The organism is Mesotoga sp. H07pep.5.4 (genome assembly GCF_003664935.1).
Lineage (GTDB): Bacteria > Thermotogota > Thermotogae > Petrotogales > Kosmotogaceae > Mesotoga > Mesotoga prima.
Genome location: NZ_JFHM01000004.1, coordinates 311,795 through 333,226, shown reverse-complemented (window position 1 = coordinate 333,226; position 21,432 = coordinate 311,795). Strand labels below are relative to the sequence as shown.

18 protein-coding genes are annotated in these 21,432 nt (G+C 44.6%); 10 read left to right on the top strand and 8 right to left on the bottom strand.

Annotated elements, in window-relative coordinates:
• The first annotated feature begins 409 nt into the window (after positions 1 to 409).
• The 3 genes from Y696_RS02795 to Y696_RS02785 are packed head-to-tail and all read left to right on the top strand — an operon-like array spanning position 410 to position 3,655.
• On the top strand, positions 410 to 1,324 hold the full coding sequence (locus tag Y696_RS02795; protein ID WP_014730339.1) for an alpha/beta fold hydrolase: 915 nt from the start codon (positions 410 to 412) through the stop codon (positions 1,322 to 1,324).
• A gap of 16 nt (positions 1,325 to 1,340) precedes the next feature.
• Positions 1,341 to 2,309, top strand: coding sequence for a DUF1722 domain-containing protein (locus Y696_RS02790; RefSeq protein WP_099771925.1), 969 nt, complete (start codon positions 1,341 to 1,343; stop codon positions 2,307 to 2,309).
• Positions 2,306 to 3,655: a deoxyribodipyrimidine photo-lyase gene (locus Y696_RS02785; RefSeq protein ID WP_014730337.1), complete on the top strand. Its 1,350-nt coding sequence runs from the start codon at positions 2,306 to 2,308 to the stop codon at positions 3,653 to 3,655. Before Y696_RS02790 ends, Y696_RS02785 begins: the two co-directional genes overlap by 4 nt.
• On the opposite strand, the gene Y696_RS02780 is transcribed toward Y696_RS02785, so the two are convergent.
• On the bottom strand, positions 3,638 to 4,444 hold the full coding sequence (locus Y696_RS02780) for a protease complex subunit PrcB family protein (RefSeq protein WP_099771924.1): 807 nt from the start codon (positions 4,442 to 4,444) through the stop codon (positions 3,638 to 3,640). The genes Y696_RS02785 and Y696_RS02780 overlap by 18 nt on opposite strands.
• A 188-nt stretch (positions 4,445 to 4,632) precedes the next feature.
• Between Y696_RS02780 and Y696_RS02775 the strand changes: the two genes are divergently transcribed.
• From Y696_RS02775 to Y696_RS02765, 3 genes are read left to right on the top strand one after another with little or no spacing between them, the layout of a single operon-like run.
• A complete protein-coding gene (locus Y696_RS02775; RefSeq protein ID WP_014730335.1) occupies positions 4,633 to 5,910 on the top strand; it encodes an extracellular solute-binding protein in 1,278 nt (425 codons plus the stop codon).
• A 57-nt stretch (positions 5,911 to 5,967) separates the two neighbouring features.
• On the top strand, positions 5,968 to 6,879 hold the full coding sequence (locus Y696_RS02770; protein WP_099771923.1) for a carbohydrate ABC transporter permease: 912 nt from the start codon (positions 5,968 to 5,970) through the stop codon (positions 6,877 to 6,879).
• A gap of 10 nt (positions 6,880 to 6,889) precedes the next feature.
• Positions 6,890 to 7,741: a carbohydrate ABC transporter permease gene (locus Y696_RS02765; protein WP_014730333.1), complete on the top strand. Its 852-nt coding sequence runs from the start codon at positions 6,890 to 6,892 to the stop codon at positions 7,739 to 7,741.
• Here Y696_RS02765 and Y696_RS02760 read toward each other — a convergent pair.
• Entirely contained in the window at positions 7,720 to 8,688 is a 969-nt protein-coding gene (locus Y696_RS02760) for a hypothetical protein (protein ID WP_099771922.1), read from the bottom strand. The two genes, Y696_RS02765 and Y696_RS02760, sit on opposite strands and share 22 nt — an antisense overlap.
• 151 nt (positions 8,689 to 8,839) lie before the next feature.
• Here Y696_RS02760 and Y696_RS02755 point away from each other — a divergent pair, with 151 nt between their 5' ends.
• The 4 genes from Y696_RS02755 (at position 8,840) to Y696_RS02740 (ending at position 14,781) form a co-directional block, all read left to right on the top strand.
• Positions 8,840 to 9,322, top strand: coding sequence for a hypothetical protein (locus Y696_RS02755; RefSeq protein ID WP_014730331.1), 483 nt, complete (start codon positions 8,840 to 8,842; stop codon positions 9,320 to 9,322).
• 82 nt (positions 9,323 to 9,404) lie between these two features.
• Positions 9,405 to 11,444 carry a hypothetical protein gene (locus Y696_RS02750; protein WP_099771921.1) on the top strand — a complete coding sequence of 680 codons (2,040 nt, stop codon included), beginning with the start codon at positions 9,405 to 9,407 and terminating at the stop codon, positions 11,442 to 11,444.
• A 23-nt stretch (positions 11,445 to 11,467) separates the two neighbouring features.
• Positions 11,468 to 12,661: a BREX system ATP-binding domain-containing protein gene (locus tag Y696_RS02745; RefSeq protein WP_014730329.1), complete on the top strand. Its 1,194-nt coding sequence runs from the start codon at positions 11,468 to 11,470 to the stop codon at positions 12,659 to 12,661.
• Positions 12,658 to 14,781, top strand: coding sequence for a DEAD/DEAH box helicase (locus Y696_RS02740; RefSeq protein WP_099772283.1), 2,124 nt, complete (start codon positions 12,658 to 12,660; stop codon positions 14,779 to 14,781). The genes Y696_RS02745 and Y696_RS02740 overlap by 4 nt, the downstream gene beginning before the upstream one ends.
• 74 nt (positions 14,782 to 14,855) lie before the next feature.
• Here the strand turns inward: Y696_RS02740 and Y696_RS02735 are convergent, their stop codons facing one another.
• The 6 genes from Y696_RS02735 to Y696_RS02715 form a co-directional block, all read right to left on the bottom strand.
• On the bottom strand, positions 14,856 to 15,128 hold the full coding sequence (locus Y696_RS02735) for a hypothetical protein (RefSeq protein ID WP_006492119.1): 273 nt from the start codon (positions 15,126 to 15,128) through the stop codon (positions 14,856 to 14,858).
• Between the two features lie 250 nt (positions 15,129 to 15,378).
• Positions 15,379 to 16,992 carry a dipeptidase gene (locus Y696_RS02730; protein ID WP_099771920.1) on the bottom strand — a complete coding sequence of 538 codons (1,614 nt, stop codon included), beginning with the start codon at positions 16,990 to 16,992 and terminating at the stop codon, positions 15,379 to 15,381.
• Between the two features lie 127 nt (positions 16,993 to 17,119).
• On the bottom strand, positions 17,120 to 18,667 hold the full coding sequence (locus tag Y696_RS02725; protein ID WP_257211953.1) for a dipeptidase: 1,548 nt from the start codon (positions 18,665 to 18,667) through the stop codon (positions 17,120 to 17,122).
• Positions 18,668 to 18,726: 59 nt separating this feature from the next.
• Positions 18,727 to 19,920, bottom strand: coding sequence for a succinylglutamate desuccinylase/aspartoacylase family protein (locus Y696_RS02720; RefSeq protein ID WP_014730325.1), 1,194 nt, complete (start codon positions 19,918 to 19,920; stop codon positions 18,727 to 18,729).
• A gap of 8 nt (positions 19,921 to 19,928) precedes the next feature.
• A complete protein-coding gene (locus Y696_RS14000) occupies positions 19,929 to 20,105 on the bottom strand; it encodes a hypothetical protein (protein ID WP_006492111.1) in 177 nt (58 codons plus the stop codon).
• A 13-nt stretch (positions 20,106 to 20,118) separates the two neighbouring features.
• The gene (locus Y696_RS02715; protein ID WP_099771919.1) at positions 20,119 to 21,420 is read right to left on the bottom strand and encodes a citrate transporter; all 1,302 of its coding nucleotides are present in this window, start codon (positions 21,418 to 21,420) and stop codon (positions 20,119 to 20,121) included.
• Positions 21,421 to 21,432: the final 12 nt, after the last annotated feature.

Here is a 21,432-nt window from a genome sequence, read left to right as displayed (position 1 = left end):
AGCTTCTTGCGTTTTTGAAGGCCTTCATCAAGAACAGAAGGAATCTCTCAGAGTTTCGAAAAGAGTTAAATATTCCGTACTCTACAGCTAGAAGCAAAACTGGAATAACTGGTAACCGGTCCCGGATCCGGAGTTGCCAACCGTCAAGTTCGCAAAGCATCCAAAATAATCAAGAAGCTCGAAGAGTTGAACTAACAATGAAGAGGTCGCTCAGCTTCTGAACAACATGAAAAAGGGAAGATAATAGCAGATGGATTCATGCCAACAGAATTTGTTGTCAAGATGCTTCACATAGCACCGGCAGATGATAATTCTTCTCAAATTTTAGACCATAAGAGAGTTTGAAGATCATTATGCGAAAAATGGTATATTATTGTTGCTCGACAACTTCTGTAAAGGGGTGTCGCGAATGAAAATAGTTAGGACGCTCTTTCTGGTTCTGCTTATTGTCATTGCGGTTGCAGTTGTCAACGGAATTTTCAGTGTGACAATGGCGAGGATTTTTTTGAACAGGATTGAAAGAGAAGGTAGGTACTTGAAGGTCGGTGAGGAAGAGCTTTTTCTGAAGGTTCTCGGCGAAGGAAAACCGATGCTTATGATTCACGGATTTCCCGGATCGCATCTTGATTTTTCAGAACTGGCCAAGCTTCTCTCTTCAAATAGAAAAGTCTACCTAGTAGACCTCCCTGGATCAGGCTTATCTGAAGCGTCAAGCAAAGGAGACTACTCAAGAAAAGGATACGCAGAGCTTCTTGTAGATTTGATGAATCTTCTGAACATTGAAAAAGCAGATATAATAGGGCACTCCCTCGGAGGAGAGATCGCGCTCAACATCGGCTACTACTATTCAGAAAGAGTAGAGAATCTCATCCTTATAGATTCTTATGCATTCACCGAACAGAAACTCGTGCCTGATTTCATTTCTAGTAGCAAAGTGTTGACATGGATTGCAATGCGATTCTATTATCAGACCTATCCTGTTCAGAGGTATCTCTATACTAAAAGACTGGGAGACAAAAGTTACTTCGTCCATGAGGAGTTCGGAAAGTATTTTGCTCTCGTAGATCGTATGTCTATACAATTCCTTAGTGAGTTCATTAAGGACAGCGATGGCGGTTCTCTTTCAGGAATGCTTGGAGAAATCGATCTGAATGTATTAATAATCTGGGGAGAAAGGGATGAAATACTTCCTTTAGATTATGCAAAAAAGATTTCTGAAGAGATTCCTGGAAGTACTCTCAAGATAATTGAGGGAAGAGGACACGCTCCCTTCATCGACAAACCCGAAAGGGTGGCTGAAGAAATTCTCTCTTTCCTCGAATAAAGAGGAGGACACGACTTTGATACACTCTAGACCGCAAGTCGTGGTCAGTAGATGTCTCGGATTCGATACCTGCAGATACAACGGCCAGATGATTCCAAGCAAATTCGTCAAAAGGCTGAAGAAATACGTCCAGTACTTTACCGTGTGTCCCGAATTCGATATCGGACTTGGGGCACCGCGAGCCCCTGTAAGAATGGTAAGAAAGTCAGATGGAATAAGGTTAATTCAACCTTTGACAGGTAACGATGTTACAGAGCGTCTTACAGATTACTCTCACAGGTTTCTCGATGGTTTGAGCGGAGTTGACGGTTTTATTCTCAAATCTGCATCGCCAACCTGTGGCATAAAAGATGTGAAAGTGTATCCCGGGGCAGGTAAGATAATGTCATCCGGTAGAGACTCTGGTTTTTTTGGAGGAATTGTTATTGAGAGGTTCAACTTCCTCCCAGTTGAAGACGATGGAAGGCTATCAAACTTCATAATAAGAGAACACTTCTTGACCAAACTTTTTACGGTCTCCCGATTCAGAGAACTCTCAAATAATCTTACCAGGAAAGGGCTGGTGGATTTTCAATCTGACAACAAGCTGTTATTCATGTCGTACAATCAAAAAGAAATGAGGATTATGGGTGCGATTGTGGGGAAGATGGATTCCAGAGATATTAGAGAAGTCTATGACGAGTATTCCTCTCATTTCTACAAAACGATGTCAACCCCACCAAGACACACCTCTCATATCAATGTCTTGATGCATGGACTGGGTTACTTTTCAAAGTACATATCGTCTTCGGAAAAGAGATTCTTTCTCGATACACTCGAAAGATATAGGGAGGGAAAGATTCCGCTGAGCGTCCCTCTATATATTTTACGTTCTTACGTCGTTGCATTTGAAAGCGAATATCTCGCGCGGCAGACTTTCTTCGAGCCTTATCCAGAAGACCTCGTCGAAATAACGGATTCTGGAAAGGGCAGATCAGGAAAATGAGAGCAGATAGGGCCCACAAGTTGAATAAGAGCAATGATCGACGCGGGAATTTTGTTTTATACTGGATGCAAGCTTCACAGAGAACTGAAGAGAATCATGCTCTTGAACTTGCTAAACAAGAAGCGAAAGAACTTGATGTTCCACTTGCTGTGCTTTTCGTTCTGAACGCTAATTACCCCTCAGGAAACCTGCGGAGTTTTTCCTTCATGTTCGACGGTTTGAGAGATGTGAAATCGGAGCTCGAAGAACAGGGAATCCGCTTCGTGATTTTTAAGGGAGATCCGGTCGATATAGTCCCCAAAGTATCTAAACGTTGTGCTCTGGTGGTAACAGACGTAGGTTATCTACGACACCAGATAGACTGGAGGAAGAGGATCGCTGAAAAACTAGAATGTCCGTTTCTTTCTGTTGAAAGTAACGTGGTAGTTCCTGTAAGAACGGCAAGCTGCAAAGAAGAATACAGCGCAGCGACTTTCAGGAAGAAGGTTATGAAGCATTTTGCTGAATTCGTAAATGATTTCGAAGCTGTGGAACTAAGATCCAGAGCTTCGCTTGCTGAATTTGAAGGCGCTACGGGTATTGAAGACGTTGATCTTTCCGACCTTGACCAGAGCGTTTCCGTTGTCTCCGATTTCCATGGGGGGCAGAAAGAAGCCAAGAGAAGACTTGAAGTATTTCTCTCGAAGAATTTAGACCGGTTTGAAGAAGAGAGAAATGATCCGAATTCCGGTTGCCTGTCAGAAATGAGCCCCTTTCTTCACTTTGGACACATTTCACCTTCTTACATCGCACGAAGAGTAATTGATTCCTGTTCAAAGGGAAAAAATGCATATATCGAAGAACTGGTGGTCAGGAGAGAACTGGGCGTTAACTTCGTCTTCTATAATTCCAAATACGATTCCTTTGAAGCACTGCCTCAGTGGGCTCAGAAGACTCTCAATGAACACCGGAAGGACAAGAGAGTTCGATCCTTCTCACTTTCCGAACTTGAAAGCGGTAAGACCGATGATCCTTACTGGAATGCAGCTCAAAAGGAAATGTCTCTTACCGGGAAAATGCATGGTTATATGAGAATGTACTGGGGAAAGAAGCTCCTTGAATGGAGCTCCGATCCCGAAAGCGCTATTTGCTCGGCAATATACCTTAACGACAAGTATGAACTGGACGGACGGGACCCAAACGGATACGCCGGTATCCTTTGGTGCTTTGGAAAACACGACAGAGCGTGGTCTGAACGCGAGATCTACGGTAAGGTCAGATATATGAACTCAAACGGTCTCAAAAGGAAATTCGATATCGATTCCTACGTCAAAAGAATCGATAATCTGTCATTCGACAGAAAGTGACGAACTGAAAACTTCAGTATCAGTTACTCTTTCATCTTTCATTACTTCCAGTTCAACTATTAAGTCATAAGTGCCTGGGACAAGGCCAAGAATCTTGATCGCCTTTCTTGGGTATGTGAAGGCCTGAGTAACAAATTCCCCGCTACCCGGTGAGTGGAGCGTGGCGTATACTTTTATGGTTCTAGTCTCAATAAGGAGAACGCTTGTCACTTCTATCTCATATCCTCCTGTAGGTTTTTCTCCAGCTTGTATTACCAGGACCGGTTCGCCTGATATTACTGAGGTTTCTCTGAACCCTTTTTCTTCCACAACACCAATCAAAATTCCTGCTTCAATGCTCCTCTCTATCTCCACTGCAAGGCATTCATACTCAAGCTTCTTCACCGCATCCTCCAAAACCGATTCATAGTCAAGTACTAATTCCATTACGGACAACGAATACCCTCTTTCAAATGATAACAAAAACGGCTTCATTACAAAATAAAGCCCCTGTCTAGCCAAGGAAACTATCTTCTCATAGCATTCACCATTTACTTTCAGCTGAATTGATGCCTCCCGTTCCTGCTCTTCGCTTTCAGGATCGAAGAGCCAACCTGAAGCAATAATCACAACTTTATTGGAATCACTTGCAGAAAGAACGGAGAAATCAACGCTCTTTGTTCTACTTCCTGTGCTTTCATCGAGTACGAGCGGCTCGTAACTTGAAAGCTCCGTGTAGTCTACCTGAAAAGCGACCAGAAAAGGGGAAAGAAGAACAATGGCAATGAACACAATAATCAACTTCTTCATATTTCACCTCCTTCTTGTAAGACATGCAATTTCGCAGATTTGTTTGCACAGGTTAATTCTGAGCCGCTATAATTCAAAGAATCGTCTTCAACGCCTCAAATAAGCCATGAGTATCCTTCTGTATTTACCTTCAGAGATGTATCTTTTTAATAGGAGCAATCGCTCCAATTAAATGGGGAGGTGTTTAGATGAACAGGCGTTTAGTTTTTGTTCTTTTAATGGTCCTTCTTTCCCTTTCGATTCTTGTTGCCAACACGATTGAATTGGAGTTCTGGACTCACGAAGACCCAAACAGAACTCCGCTTGAGGAACGTTTCATTGAGGAATTCCAGAAAATGTACCCAAACGTAGTTATCAAAAGGGTTACACAGTCTTCCTCCAAGATACAAGAGCTCATACTGACGGCTTTCGCCGCTAATCAGGGTCCAGATATCTTCAACATGTCAATTGAAGACGAATTTGCATACATTGCTAATGGAAGAGTCGCTCCCGTTGATTATGAAGCCGCAGGTTACAAAGACATGGAGGATTTACTGGCATCATTCCTTCCCGGAACTCTAGATCCTGTGAAGTATGAAGGCGAGATTTATGGGCTTCCTCTCGAAATTACCAACTGGTGCATCTTGCTTAATAAGAAAGTATTCAGAGATGCCGGTCTAGATCCGGAAATCGACTACCCAAAAACATGGGAAGAGATGATGGAAGTATCTGAAAAGCTCACAATAAGAGAGGGTGAGATAATTACCCGTAGGGGCTTTGATTTCAGGTACCCGTACTATCTCGTAGCATTCATGCCATTGGTCGAGCAAATGGGCGGAAAACTCGTAAGTGACGACGGAAAGACCGCGATTATAAATGACGAAGCTTGGCTAAACTTCCTTGACTATATGGCAGAATGGGGACCGAATGGAAGAAATCTCGGTTCTCCAACTTACAAGAATGCCCGCAGTTTGTTCAATATGGACAACAACGACATTGGTATGTGCACAACCGGTCTATATCAACTCGCGAGAATAAAGGCCGACAATCCGGAATTTTATGACAGTGGAGAATTCATGGTCGTTCCCTTCCCTCAGTTCGAAGATGCTGTAAATTACGTGCCAGCCCATTATTATGGACACTACTACATGGTGAACTCCCAGAAACCAAAGGAGAATCAGGAAATGGCCTGGAAGTTCATCTCTTACATGCTGAGTCATGCAGAGGAGTATCTTGAAAAGGTTGCAATCATAATACCGACAAACGAACTACTGGAGTCAGAGACGTTCAAGAATTATCCATATTCAGACGTCTTTATCTCCGATCTTGAAAAATCGACGGTTGTGTATTTCTCTGAAAGCTCAGCAAAGATTCAGTCTCTAATAAAGGAAGCTGTAGAATCTGTTATGCTTAGCGGAACAAGCTCTCGTGATGCACTCGATACACTGAGAAGAAAGGTTCAAGAGGTTTTGGACGATCAGTATTGATTAATTTGCCCGCCACGCGGCGGGCAAATTCCTTTCAGAAAGGAGTGAGCCTTACCTTTGAGACGTGTTTTTAACAGGGGCATAGAACACAAAAAAGCAAGGTGGGGCTGGTTATTTGTGATCCCATCGCTTGCCTTTTTTGCCGTCTTTTCTTTCTATCCAATAATTAATGCTTTTTACACCAGCCTTTTCAGAAAAAGACTCCTAGATCTGCGGCCCCCAAAGTTTATAGGCTTTGCAAACTATGAGTATCTTCTCAAATCGCCCGATTTCTGGAATTCAGTCAAGGCAACCTCTATCTTCACACTGGGAACGTTCATTCCAATTGTGGTATTCAGCCTTCTGCTCGCGGTCTTTATCATGTCAAGGCGAAGGTTCCAAAAGTTCTTCCAGATAGTGTACTACTCACCGGCCGTCCTTTCTTCAGTAGTTGCTGCAGCCATCTGGTTGTTGATATTCGATCCGCGAGGTCTGGCGAATACCACCATGAACACTTTGCTCGGAACCGTCGGCAAAGATTATAAGTGGTTGGCAACGGCGGGAATGGTAAGGTTGTCGACAATCCTGGTATATTTCTGGAAGTACATAGGTTACTTCACGATTATTTATATTACGGGATTGGCATCCATACCTCAGAGCCTACACGAAGCGGCACAAATCGATGGTGCAAACGGCTGGAAGGACTTTTGGCACATCACCCTCCCTTTGCTGAAACCGACAACCGTTCTGGTGTCGATCATGTCTATGCTTCAGTGTCTGAAAACATTCAGCACCCAGTATCTCTTCACGCAATCGGGAGCTCCCACCCAGCCAATAAACGTAATAACCCTTAACATATACAACACGGCGATCAGAGACCATGACATTGGCAGAGCAAGCGCCATGAGTATTATCCTCTTCGGCATAATGCTCTTCTTTACCTGGCTTCAATTCAGAGTAAGCAAATCAGGTGGAGAAGTCGACTATTAGGAGGTGTCTTGTGAAGACAATTCGAAAACAATCCGTGGTTGTTGATGTCTTGATATGGGCCTTCCTTATAGTGACAGCCATCGTGATTCTTGCACCCATAGTCTTTATGTTCACGGCCTCGCTTATGCCCTCGAAAGATATCCTGAAGATGCCGTATTCCTGGATCCCGAAGGATCTCTACATAGATAATTACTGGCAGGCAATAAGGGGGAATGATGGCAGTTTCATCTACCCCAGGAACATACTCAACTCATTCATAGTTGCGGGAGCTGTTTCACTTTCTACCGTATTCCTTTCCGCGTTAACGGGATATGGTCTGGCTAAGTTTCCCTTTAAAGGGAGAAATCTGGTGTTCCTTTTGATCATGGCTACCATGATGATCCCCTTCGAAGCCATTATGATTCCTCTGTATCTCGTTGCAACATCACTCAAGATCCAGGACTCATATGTCGGACTGATACTCCCCTTTATGGTTAATGCTTTTGGAATATTCCTGATGAGGCAGTATTTGATAACGTTTCCCGATGAAATAATTGATGCCGCCAGAATAGATGGTTCAGGCGAGTTTAGCATCTTCTGGAAGATAATACTGCCAAATAGTGCTCCGGCAGTTGCTACACTTGCTATCCTTACATTTCGAAGTCAGTGGGACAACCTGCTTTGGCCTCTCTTGATTTCACAGAGTGAAGAAATGAAGACAATCCCACTGTACATTGTGAAGTTTGCCATGGAGAAACACACTAACGAGGGAGCGATGATGGCGGCTGCAGCAATAGCGAGCATTCCCATGCTGATTCTCTTTCTTGCGCTCTCTAAGTATTTCGTCAGTGGAGCGTCTCTTCATTCATCGAGAAAGGGGTGACCTAGGAAGTACCTAGCCTCAACAAGTCCAAAAAAGCTGCCTTTAAGGGAAAAAATCTCCTGAGAGGTGTTTCTGTCAATTACGGCGACCGAATCATCAAGCCGACATACGAGGAGCTTATTGTGGTTTTGCCAGTCAACTATCGGCACTGCCTCTCTTAATTTGTCGTTTACGATGTGTCTTTCTTTAAGAGATAAGTCGTCTGTGTCAAAAACCAGTATTTCATCAACCCTCGAGTCGACCACAAACAAATCCCCATCACTAACTGAAACATCCATTGCGTAGCCAACCTTAATTTCGGCTTTCTTGACGAGCGCAGAGTCACCAATTTCAAAAGTCATTACTCCTCTTTCTCCTGCTGCAACATAAAACGAGTCTTCCCAGGCTGCAATGGCGTTTACTATTACTCCCTCTTCCAGATCACTCACATACCTGGGATAAATGTGATCGATTAGCTCGAATCCCTTCTCCCCTCTCCGAATCACGAAAAGCCCATCAAGCTCGCTTCCAACCAACAAGTAGTCATCCAGGTACGCTAGGGAGTTTACCCAGCCTTTCAGTGGTATTGTCTGAATGTGTTTATAAAAGGACGATCCATAGAACTTAAAGACTTCTACCCCGTGTGTCCCGTCGGCTACAAAGACTTCCAGTCTCTCAATATTAACTTCGATTGCTTCGCAATGAAAAGTATCAACCACCCTATAACCCTCCGGTTGAAGAGCGGGAATCACCGCAAAGCCTTTGTCTCTAAGGACATTGAAGATCAGTTTACCGGCAACTATTCCTCCACTCGATAACGAGGTGACAGGTATGACTCTCATATTCCACTCCTGATTCCCGGCAATGACTTCGACTAGACCGATAAATCCAGATCCAATGTAGAACCCACTAGCGAGTGAAATAGAAAAGAAAAAGAAAACGATCCCTAAGAGAATCACTCTTCTCATTTTTTCACCCCCAAGATTATTCTAATGCACCATCAAATAAACAAGGCTCCTATCTAACGACACAAGACTGACTTTTTGGTGGTCTCAAGATTGGAAATTAGATTTTTCCCCAGAAGAAACAAGTAATATAATTGAATAGAGAGGTGATCTTATGAGTAAGAAGGAGTTCCTTAAAAGGATTCTTTCAGAAGGGCGAAGTGCAGACGAGATAGCCGATCTCTTTGGAATTACCGCCGAAAGGTTAGAGAATTATCTCGAAGACCCTTCACGGTCGAAGCTTGCCGTCGCAGAGATCAAGACTGAGCTAAGAAGGCTGGAAAGCTTGCCTCTGGAAACAAAGGAAGACATTCTTCTCTTCTCTTTCAGAGTTATACTGGAATCGATAAACTTTCTGTTCTCCGATATTGAAAGAGCTGCTTCAGATAAAAGAGAAGAGAGACTGCCGTGCCTGATAAGGAAGCTCATCGATGGAGCATACCTCCTTCTCGCGATTTCCAGACTCGAGAAGGTCGGTAAGAATCTCTCATCGATGAAGTTCGACGAGAGATTCTTGCGAGCATGCCAGAATAAGGCACTAGTAGTCGATAGACTAATGGATCTTGCCGAGCTGATAGATCGGGAAATTGAGCGTTAGCCTTTCCTTTTGCGATCCTCCAATCGGTTTCAACAAGTGTAGTATAATCTTCTTGGAAGTCACTTTAAGTGAGGGATATGTTTTGTCTGATTCTCGTCAACGGGAATTCATTTCATTTTTATCGGCCGAAGATGTTATCGAAAAAGCCAATGAGAGTCTTGAGGGTAAGAACTGGAAACCGCTAGCTGAGACCTCAAATGCTGCATTGATTTCTTTGAAGACTCCACTGGTCGCAAGTTTCTTCAAGAAGTTCTTTGAGACCAAGTACGCTTTCATTTACAGAAGTGTAGAGGATGAATTGATCTCCTCGAGTTCAGAGAAGCTCTCTGATCTTGTCGACACTCTGTTTCAAGCGGCAACTGAGCGACAGACTCTAGATGATAGTTTCTTCGTTTTTTTGGACTACTTCAAGGAGGCTCCTCAAATTCTAGAAAAGATCGTACTTCACTATTCCTCTTTGATCGCGGATAAATCCGACTCTCTCTTAACGAGTCTAAGAGAACTCAAGAATTTGCACGAAAGGGTGCGGAGAAGGGCCGATCAATTTGGACTGAATCTCGCTTTGAATGAAATTGTTTCGAGGTTGTTTAGCCTCGAATGCCCATTACTCCCTATGCTTGAATCAGATCTTGTTGATTTCCTTTCAAAATTCCCTCCCGATGAAGATGGGGCTTCTAAATTCCTGGACAATCAGATTGGGCTTGCTGTAGGTGAATACGATGAAAGTAGTGTGGAGGTTCAGCTTTCGAGATTGGAGACTATAATCAAAGAAATAAAGAGATATTCTTTAACCTTCATGAAATGGCTTACCGTTCCCGATAACCTCTTCGTTTCATATCTCGAAAAGGGTTTTAGAAGATACGGGACAATTGCAACATGGCTTGAAGGTATAAAGGAAGCGAGGACCGAGTATGGACTTGGTCAGAGTCATTGGGAACAAGCAAGAAGGTGGTATTTCGAAAAGATATCTAGCAGAATTCTACCCTCTTTTCAGAAGGCAATGGCTGGCTGGGCTTGCTGGACGATTATTGAAGAACGACAGATAAAGGACCCTTTAGCCCATGCGGGCGAAACTATGCGTTACTCTGCTAGAAGGAGCGAGTTTAGGATTATCAAATGTGAAGAAAGCAGCGGCGTTTTTGATCTATGTTCTGTCGACGAATTGATGATAACTTCGTCGGGTCTCAAGAAGGGTGAAAGAAGCTTTCCGTTCAACTCTATAAGAACTCAGCTAGAGGAGTTGAGGCTCTCTCGCGAAGCCTTTTTGGACAGCAAAGATGCAATTTTTGTCGGATATACTTGGAAGTACTTACTTCCCGGTGGGGGGCCAGACAAGGAGGCCAAAAACAACGAGCGAATAGAGTGCTTCAACTATTACTGTGTAACAGTTTCGGCAACGGGTTTCGGTGTCCCTTTGATAAAGCTGTTTTTTGCAAGAGAGGAAAGCGCAAGAACTTTCATTGAGTTCTTGAAAGAAGCGCGGATAATGTCTTCGTGGAAAGAGTATCCGCAGAATGGGCTCCCCGCTCCGCTAAAAGCAAAAACAAAGAATCGATCTGAGTCTGAAGACCAGATTAATCCTGGAGAGGCTAACCATAAAACAGTCGGGGAACTCATAATACGAAATATGGTCGAAGAGAGTGACGAATCGGAAATCGAAGAGACAACAGAGGTTTCAGCGGTCCCTATATCTGCAGAATTGCTTGAAAAGATCAACTCTCTTCATTACGAACTTGAATGGTCAACCAAAAGGATGAATGAGGTAGAGTGGACATATTTCTTTCCGGAGAGGGAAAAAGAGGAAGAAGAAATAAAAACTGAAAATCCTGTACAAGAAGAGATTACTGGATTCAGAGAGCTTGAAGTAAAAATAGAAGCCCTGTCGGGGAAAACAAAAAGAACTGTCTGTAAAATCCTTTCATGTGAACCCGAAAGAGAGTATTCGCTTCAAGAACTTGGGCTAACATTCTGGAGTGTCTTTGTAGTGGCACCTAAAGTGACAAGTGGCGGTAAACCCCTTATAGAAGTTATTAGTGGTGATGTACCCAGGCTTGTCTGGGGAAACAATTTCGATGAAGAAACTAGGGAACTGCTGAAAGCGAGGTTCGCATCAGATGATTGACACAAAGCTGAAAGGAGTTTTCCGTGGATTACCATCCGATGTTTGAGGCCATAAGAGCCGGAACTGCCGTCCCGGTTGATTTCGTCACCGAGATACTCACAGGCCGAGAAAAATACGTTCAAGAGATTGAGAACGATATCAACTACATTCTGACTGGGAGAAGCAAGGTGAGAGTCTTTCTGGGAGAATACGGACTGGGAAAGACAACTCTTGCCAGATACGCGGAATACGTGTCCAGGGAAAAAGGAATGATGATATCCTGCCTTTCCGAAAAGGATTACGACACACTACACAAACAGGACGAATTCTTTAGATCAATAATGAAGAACATGACAATGGTGGGAATAAACGGGAATCCTTTGAAGATATTCCTCAGGGCCTGGGCCGAAAAGACGCTCGGCGAGCTTGAGGAACTGAGAATTCCGTCTGACGATGTGAACTCAGTGAGAGAATACCTATCAACGAGAGACAATTATGACCCCGATGGCATGTTTTCTCATTTCTGCGCCGCATATGTGGCAAGCGCTGGACAGGGAGCCCCTGGTGAAGAGTTTTATGCGTATCTCGTTGGAGATAGTGTTGACAAAAGAACGATGAAAAAACACGGCATATACCATTTTCTCCAGGATGATGGTTGGAACTTCCTGAAGTCTTTCACTTCTTTGATGGATACTTTACAGGTCCCAGGGCTGGTAATAATAATGGATGAGCTCGAATCCACAATGAACAGAAGAAGAGATGTAAGGGATAGGACCTTCAATCAACTAAGGGAAATCATCGACAAGATGTCTGCGGGGTTCCTCCAAAAGACTTACTTTTTGTGGCTTGGAACAGATGTTTGGTTCGAAAACAAGCATAGAGGAATCGCATCCTACCATGCGCTTTACGACAGGATGAAAAACATCTCCGGGGATAATAGTGGAAAGACCATTATCCTGAATCTAGAACCGTTGGGAAAAGAAGATTTGAGACAGCTGATCAGGCGGTTAAAGACGCTTTACGCCAGCTGCTATTCATACACTGCAGACTCGTCCTTCGAAGAGACCACACTGCAGTCCCTGGTTAAGCAGTACACAGGAATTGATGGAAAACTCAGACCCTCCGTTAGAGAAGTTGCCAAGCTCACCGTAGAGTTCCTCGATTCTCTCAGGCAAGGCAAAGGACAAGAAGGAAATGGAGACGCAGATTCAGTTAAAGCTGCTGATCAACTTTGGTGATTGATCCCAGACTAAATCAGAAGCTTGTGGATCTCTTCTCTTATAGATATCGCTGGCAGAGCTTGAGAGAGATTCAGAGCAAAACTATTCCCCCTGTGCTGGATGGAAAGAACTTGTTGCTGATTGCGGGTACGGCCTCAGGAAAAACGGAAGCAGTAATGATACCCGTAGTTAATAGACTACTTGAGCTTTCGGCTGGTCTGAAATGCATTTACTTCGCTCCACTGAAATCTTTGATCAACGACGTGGCTTCTCGACTTGAACTCATTCTGAGACCTTTTGGTATGGTAGTGGGGAAGTGGCACGGTGATCTCACAAAATCAGAGAAGTTCTCTACTGCGAAGGAGGCCTCCATACTCGTAACGACACCTGAATCAGTTGAAGGTATCTTTTTGAGTGAGAATATAGATTTGCTTTCAAAGGTAGAATTCGTGATAATAGATGAGGTGCATGCTTTCATCGATTCTCCAAGAGGCGCTCAGCTTGCTTCTTTAATGGAGAGAATTAAGATTCTCTCTGGCATTGATCAACAGAGAATTGCAATGTCCGCAACTGTTGGAAACCCTGAACTCCTTATGGAATGGCTTAGTGGGAGCTCAAACAGAGAATCCGAAATAGTAACTGACGACAGTAAGAGCAAGAGAACCATTGAGGTTCTCACGGAAGGAGAGATCTCTCCAGCCGAATACCTCGCAAGGCTCCTTGAGGAGACTGACGACAAGATTCTACTCTTTTCTTACTCGCGAGCGAAAGCCGAGGATTTTGCAGCTTCTGCAAAAGCGTTAGGACTGGCTATCCCGGTTCACCACAGTTCCGTATCAAAGAGCTTAAGGGTAGAGATTGAGGAGGAGTTTAAGAGGGACAAGAAACTGAGGGCTATTGTAGCCACTTCGACGCTGGAAATGGGCATAGACATAGGCGATATAGATAGGGTGATCTTTCTTGAGATACCTCCATCAGCGGCTTCATTCCTTCAAAGAGCTGGCCGTGCCGGAAGAAAGAAGAACAAATCCACAATATCCGTTTTCATAGAGGATCCTCAAAGTCTCTATAATCTTCTGGGAATACTCGATATGCTAGAAGAAGGATCCGTTGAGCTACTCAAGCCTAGCAGTTTTCATCTTCCTTTGCTGGGCCATCAGTTGATCGGCCTAACCAAGACTGCCGGTTCTTTGTGCAAGGAAGATCTTACAGTGCTCAAGAGAGCCTTCCCTTTCCGACAAATCGGCAGCGCGGATTTCGAAATCGTTTTGGATCACCTCGTTAAGGAATCCTTCCTGGCAAGAAGAGGAAATGCGATAACTTCGGGGGCTGCTACCGCCGAGATGATCGGAAGCGGAAAGGAAAAGATGGACTTTGTTGTCCTCTTTCCCGGGGGATTTGATTACTCCGTTATTTTCAACGGACACGAAATTGGAAAGATTCACCCTGCAGTTCTTAGCACTTCCTCTGACGATGAAGTCAGTTTTCTTCTCGGGGGAAGATCATTCCTTGTAAAAGAAGTCAGTCCTGCCAGGAAGACAGTTCATGTTGTTTTAGGTGACAGCGGCAAACCGCCTTCTTGGTTTGGAAGCAGTTCGTTGATGACAAAGGAGTTCGCAAGGGCCATAAAGTCTTCTCTGGCAGAGATAAAGATTCCTGATGGAGTAGTTCTCTCACAGGACGCTTCACAAACGCTTCTTGACTTCATCGATAATCACAGGGCATCATCTATTTCAATTTCTCTTCGAAACTCAAGAAAAAGTGTAATAATCGAAACCTTCGCGGGCGATATGTCAAACATCTTTCTCTCTCTGTGCATAAAGGCAGTTTCCGGTATCAAGAAGATTAGCTCTAGCTGGCACAGCGTAATAGTTAAGGACGGAATCGATATCGATGAGCTACACGAAATGTTGCTCGCGATTTCAAGAATGGAAGAAAATGAAATCAAAGGGATTCTCTCAACCTATCTCAGAGAAAACCCAAATGAGCTAAAGAAACTGTACGAACTCTTAGGCGAAAAACTCGATAGATTCGTTCCTCAACAACTCCTTGTAAAGTATGTAATACACAGATTCTTCGACTCCCCCTTACTGAAGGAACTGTCTGAAGCCGTAATGGTAACAGATGCTGACTCCTAAACCCCCTACAAGCAAAACACCCATTATGTAAAAGAGAAAAGGGGGCAATTGAACCCCCCAAAAATGAATCTAATTCAGTCCTCCTCGAAATCCTCTTCCATCTCCACAACTGAATCGTTGAGCCTTTCAAGATCACCTTTCAGTTCGAGGATCGATGCTTGAAGCTCGGGTAGACGTGCAATGATCTCGTCAAGTCCATCAACCCAGTCTTCAATGCTTGATCTTAATTCCGTCACTTCATCCTGTTCCATATCCGGCAGAGCCTCGGTAAGCTCCTGGACATCAGCATTCTCAAGTTCATCGAAAAGCTCTTCAACTAGATCGATGATCTTCTCTATGTTCTGCACCTTTGCCACTCCTTTCGGGTTTGACTTCTATACTGACAGATGTTATCACAACTTAGTGGAGTTTTGTATAGTGAAAGGAGCATGCTTTCGATCCTGAAGACTCTAGAATTACGCCTTCGTGATCAACCGATTTTTCCGTCGCTCTTTAGTCTTGCTCAAAAGCAACGAAAGAAATACTGATGATTTGGGAGATCTGAAACACAAAAAAGAAGCGGCCGAAACGGCCGCCTCTGAATTCAGAGAAATACAACTATCTCTCTGGGAAACCATAACCGATTGCTTCGTTCCACCAATCGGGATATGGTGAGGATTTGAAATTGACATATCCGAGTGCGTAGTTTCCAAGAAGCCTGTCACCAAGAAGTTTCCATTCTTCGTGCCATGCAACCGCGTTCATGAAAGCATAGTTGGAGACGAAATCTATGGCAGCTTCTGGATCCGTCTCATACATATCAGTAGCTATCTTCTGAACTTCCGGTGTAACCTTGTAGAGAACTTCCAGTTTAGGATCCCTGTAGTTCCTGATATCCTGGATCGCAAGGTTATAGTGAAGTTCGGCCATCTGCTGCACATAAGAGTTGACCCACCAACCGGAGTCTCTTCTGAACTCTTCGAATCTACTACCGGTCTCGTAGAACTTGGGAAGCTCTCTCATTATCGGCCACAATGGAACTATGTAGCTTGTATCGGGTGCGCCGTAACCGAACCAACTGATTCCTTTAAATGGTTCTGCATAGGCAGAGTTTGTCTCGCCTATGTGGACATAGCAGGTTCTGTGCATATTGATACTTCTCTCCCAAGAACCCGTCTTACCAGTATTGGCATATCTTAGAGGATCTCCCCAGGGGCCCGCAGCCAGTCCAGCTGTCAGGTCGTAATCCGTTCCCTGATAGTAATCACCCTTGATCGCAAAGATATCATTTACGGTGAGAAGTCTGTCGGGCTTAACAGAAAGCGGGAATCTCAAGTCGTGTGGGCTGAGTCCCAGAGAAGGAGCTGCGAGGTCGAATGCTCTCCACTCTCTTCTTGTTGCGTAAAGGCTGTCGTTCGGAGCGTAAATCTCGGCTATGTTGAATGGCTTGCCTGAGTTAGGATCATACCATCCCTGTTCCACGGCAAAGGATACTATGTTCGGGGAAGCCATAACGTTTTCTGTGTCTTCGAGATCTACTTCCATGATTCTTGCTCTATTTGCTGCAACTGTGAAGTGGTCACTTGGAATCCTTACACCAGCCCAAATATCTCTTCCGTAGAACTCAACGATCCAGGTCTCTTCGCCGTCGGCAACGGTCATTGTCTCTCCGCCGCCACCAACCGTGCTCCATCCATACTGCTCGACGAGATCACCCATGATCCTTACAGCTTCTCTCGCGGTCGCGGCTCTCTCGAGAGCAATATCATGTGCCGTCCAGCAGTCAATGATTCCCTTAGAGTCCGTCCAGAGAACCTTTCTTACTTCCTTGCCATAATCGGTACTGGTGTCTATACCAAATGTTGATTCACTTACGGCAACTCCTTTCTCGTTCATGAAGGAGTATCTTGAGTGGAAGTACTGATAGGTGTGAGGAACCTGAGGAATCTGTCCTATGAGAGTCCCCTTCGAACCAATGTTCACTTCGGGATAGTTGCCGTAATCGATGTAGTTGTGAGAATCGAGCACGATATCTCTCATTGAACCTTCCGGCCAATCCATCGCAGGGATAATCCACAGACGGAAATCCGCACTGGTTGAATCATCGTTGTGTGTAATGATAGTTGAACCATTAACCATTGCATCCTTGCCAACCCCAAGGATAGTACATGCAACGGCTGCACTTGCGAAACTTATCAATGCCACAATCAGAATTATTAAAACTTTCTTCATAAGAGTACATCACCCCATCTAGATTAGATTTGTTGTTGCTTTTGAAACATTACTACTACGCTGTCTGACTGATCCCACCTCCCGTATAGATTCACTGAACAAGAAAGGGTTTTTGGATTCTAGTTGTTCAAAGAGTCCAGAAGTTCGCCCCATTCTTTTGGCAGACCTGTTCCAAAGTTAATCCTGTCTGCACAGTAGTTGCCCACCAAGTAATCTCCGAACTTAAGCTGCTGGCCTGCCATGCAACCGTCGTGTTGTACGCATAATCACTTATGATAGCAAGCGCGGCATCGTTATCGGTCTCGTATAGTTCTGTGGCGTATTCTTGAATCTTTGGCAACGTCTGATACACTGCCTGCATCTTTAGATCCCTGAAGTTTCTTAAATCGACGATTGCATCTTTGAATCTCAGCCCTGTCATTTCCTGAACATATGTACTTGTCCACCATCCAGAATCTCTTCTGAAGTCTTCATATCTCGAGCCAACCTGATAGAACTCTGGCAGCTCAGACATTGCCGGCCAAAGAGGAGTATGGTACTGTGCGCCGCCTCCACCATATCCAAACCATACTACTGATCCAATTTCAGGCGGCAACCAGTTCTTGATCTGACTGATCTGAACGTAACAACTCAAGTAGATACCTATGGGTCTCTGCCTTCCTCCGACTCTGTAGCTTGCAAATGGATCGCCAAAAGGCCCGGCACCAATTCCTTTAGTCAGGCCGAATTCCGTTCCTTCGTACCAATCTCCAGAAATTGTGAAAATGTCCCAAACGGAAAGTTTCTTATCGGGTTTTATCCAGAGAGGGTAGTGGACATCTAGGTACTCGTACCCCATGGATGGAGCCATCAAGCTGAATGCTCTCCATTCGCGAATGTTTCCGCTGCTCCTCTGGGCATAAACATCTGCCGGTCTGAAGGGTTCTCCGGAATTCGGATCGTACCATCCCTGTTCAATCGCATAAGAAATAAGATTCGGGGAGTACATCACATTTTCAGTGGCTTCAAAATCGAGATCTCGAATTCTCATCGTGTTTGCACCGACGAAAACACAGTCGTCCGGCATCCTCACTGCAACCCAGAGATCACGTCCGTAGAATTCGGCTATCCAGACCTCATCTCCATCAGTTACGTTCATTATCTCGCCTGAACCGTACCAGCCGTACTGCTCGACAAGATCCCCCATGATTCTGACCGCTTCTCTTGCCGTGGAGGCCCTCTCCAGGGCGATATCCTGAGCCGTCCAGCAGTCGATCCAACCTCTGACCTCTCTCAGTTCCCTTCTGCCTCCGGCAGTGGACTCACCCATTGCAACTCCCATTTCGTTGATAAACGAGTACCTGGAGTGGAAATACTGGTAGGTATGCTCCACCTGAGGAATCTGTCCCACAACTACTCCCTTGTCACCAACATCAACGAAGGGAAAGCCACCGTAATCAATGTAGTTGTGAGAATCGATCACGATATCTCTCATCGAACCTTCCGGCCAGTCTGTAGCCGGGATTATCCACAGCCTGAAGTCGGCCGAACTGGAATCGTCGTTGTGGGTAACAATTGTCGAACCATCCACCGATGCATCCTTGCCAACGGCAAGTATGGTACAGGTAAGCGCGGTACTACTCAAGAAGACCAGCAAAATCACAAGTACCAGGAACGCTTTCAGCTTCAATTTCACGTTTTGCCCCCTAGAAAAAGGATTGTGGTGCCTTCCTGTATCAGTTGATCTTCAGACTTTCAGTTCTGGAAGACTCTGGATGGGTCGGCTTTGCTTGGATCATGTAGATAGTACCCCGACCCATTACTCATAACATCGACGTAGTTTGGAAAAGTCACGCTAATTGCCTTGTCAGGGAAGAACTGATTCATCCAGTTCAAGGCCTCTAGCGTTCCTGATAGGTGCCTACCGACTCTGTAATCCATCGGTGTACCAATAATCATGTTTCCAAGAGCATCCGGAAAACCTTCATATATGTCGTAATCGCAGTAAACTAGACCCTTTTCTGCAGCTGTCTGAAGGAATTCATCTTTACCCTCTAGCATAAGTTCCTCTGACATGCGCCCAACGACTCTGTCGATAAAGGCTTCGGGCGTCTCCATCAATATTGCCAACGTATTGCTGAAGTCGCCCACTTCTCTGTGTGTCAGACCTCTCAAGTTTTTTGGCGAGGCCTCGCACTTCATCGGGAACTGAGTGGCGCTTAGCATCATTGCGGCCATCATGGCAATATCCATTGACCTGTCGTGTGCCACGTAAGTACTTACCACCGGGTACATCAGTGATGCCTCGTGAAAATCGAAGAAAATGTCAATGTCCTCATTCCGAATCAACTCCATAATCGCATAGGATATTCTCTCCGTAAGCGTTCCATCCGGTCTTCCAGGAAAAGTCCTGTTCAAATTCCTGATGTCCTGGTAAGCCAAATTCTGGGTTGATGGGTAGTGAACGTAGGTGAAAGGGTCTGGCCACTGATCTAGTGGATTAGTTCCTCGGTCACCGACTCTATACTTCTTCTGACCCCATGGAGTCTCTATATGGTAGTACTTTATGTATGCGTTGCCAAGCATTCCCAATGTAGAGGCACTCATATTTGCATGAGGAATTATATAGACTTTCCCCGATGTCACGTCGATGTTTTCCATCATAACGTAGGTTGCGAGTGTCGTCGCCGGCTCATATGGATGGGTTCCACCGAGAACAAGCATCGAGCCTCCCGGTACTCCGGAGTCATAGATATAAATAGGTGTATCTCCCCAAGTATTCTTGAGACTTGGAAGATACTGGCTAAGCATAATCTTTTCAGAGAAGTCTTCTGAAACGACGACCGTTTCTTTGTAATGCCGGAGTTCCCAGAACTCTATTCCAGCTAAAAGGCCGAGTACGCCCGAAAGAACCAGGAATAGGATTTTTAGATACAGTGGATTCTTCATCTCACACCTCACTTAATCCCGATTACTCTTAGTATGAAGACCATGATAACGTAGGAATAGACTATGTCATAGACAAGGCCTTTTCGCCTTTCTCTTTTGAAAAGATTCTTTAGCAGAAGGATAGCAAAGAACCCAGTCATTACAAAGTAAAAATAGTGAATAATCGTATCCATTAAGACCAACATGTCCTCACCTCCATCAATAGACTACAAGGAAATCTAACTGGTTGGGGAAAATAAGCATCAGCAGCCCGATAGCACCCATGAAAAGCCACGGTATAGCTATCGCTTTGAGGAAAGACATGTAGCTGCCTTCATATCCTACCGTCTCAACAGTAAGCCTTCCCACTATTCTCGATGGAGGCAGACAGTCGCCCAATGGGAAAAGGAGACTGAGAGCAGCAGCAGTAACTGTGACATTCAGTCCAACCGAATTGAATAGGAAGATTATCGGCGTACCGAGGATAATTGCACTTCCGTAGCTGAGCGCTCCTTGGGCGAAAGGTGCAAAAAGCAGCGCGGTAATGTAGATGAAAACCATCGGTAGAGTAATGAAAGTGATCGCAAGCAAGCCTCTGACACCAGTTGCCGTCATGATATTTACAAGGGCACCTACGCTTATAACCGTTGCTAGTAGCGGAAACACCTGATCCATAGTCTTTACCATCACATCGAACCATTTGCGAACATCCCACCTCTTCCTGTCCATCATGGCAGAGACAAAAGCACATATCACAAATGTAAGCGGAAGGCCAAGAACGGGAATAGAAAATGCCGCGAATTTAGATAGTAGAATCAACACAAGCAGAACAGCAAAAGGAGTTATGATCTTGAACCAATTCATCCCTTCAGGTGGAAGTGGAAGTTCGGAAAGGATGTGTTCTTTGCTCTTTCTCTCCGGCGTCTTGCTAGTGCCAGTATAGACTATTGTAAACAAGGCAATAATTACTATTGGTACAAGCAGTACCACATTGAAACCAACATATGGCATGTTAGCCTGAGCTGCCATCAACATTGCCCATAGGTTTATAGGAGGTGAAACGGCAGCAAGCATTGCAAACAAGTATATGAAGGCCGCCACACGCCTCTTCGAAAACCCCATGTAGCTCATGACTGAAGCTACTAGGCCTCCTACGACAAATATCGATACGCTCCCCGCTCCAGTCAAAGCACCAGGAATGATCATCAATATTCCCAGTAGCACTAACATTAGCCACTTTCTGTCGTAAAACTGCTTCACAATCCATCGAACCAGGGCATTCATAGCCCCTGTCTCAGAGTAAATATTGATAAAAATCGATGCGGTTAGAAAAATCATTCCAACATCAAAATATGTAAACATACCCTCCACTAGAAGCCTCGAGGGAAATCCAAACCCACCCACTAACGCACCAACAATGGCGGTAATTACCATGGATATCTCCGGCGATTTCAACTTCCAGCTTGCAAGAGCAAAAGTAGCAACCATAATTATTGCGATAATCGTTGTCTGAAGATACATTTTTACTCCTCC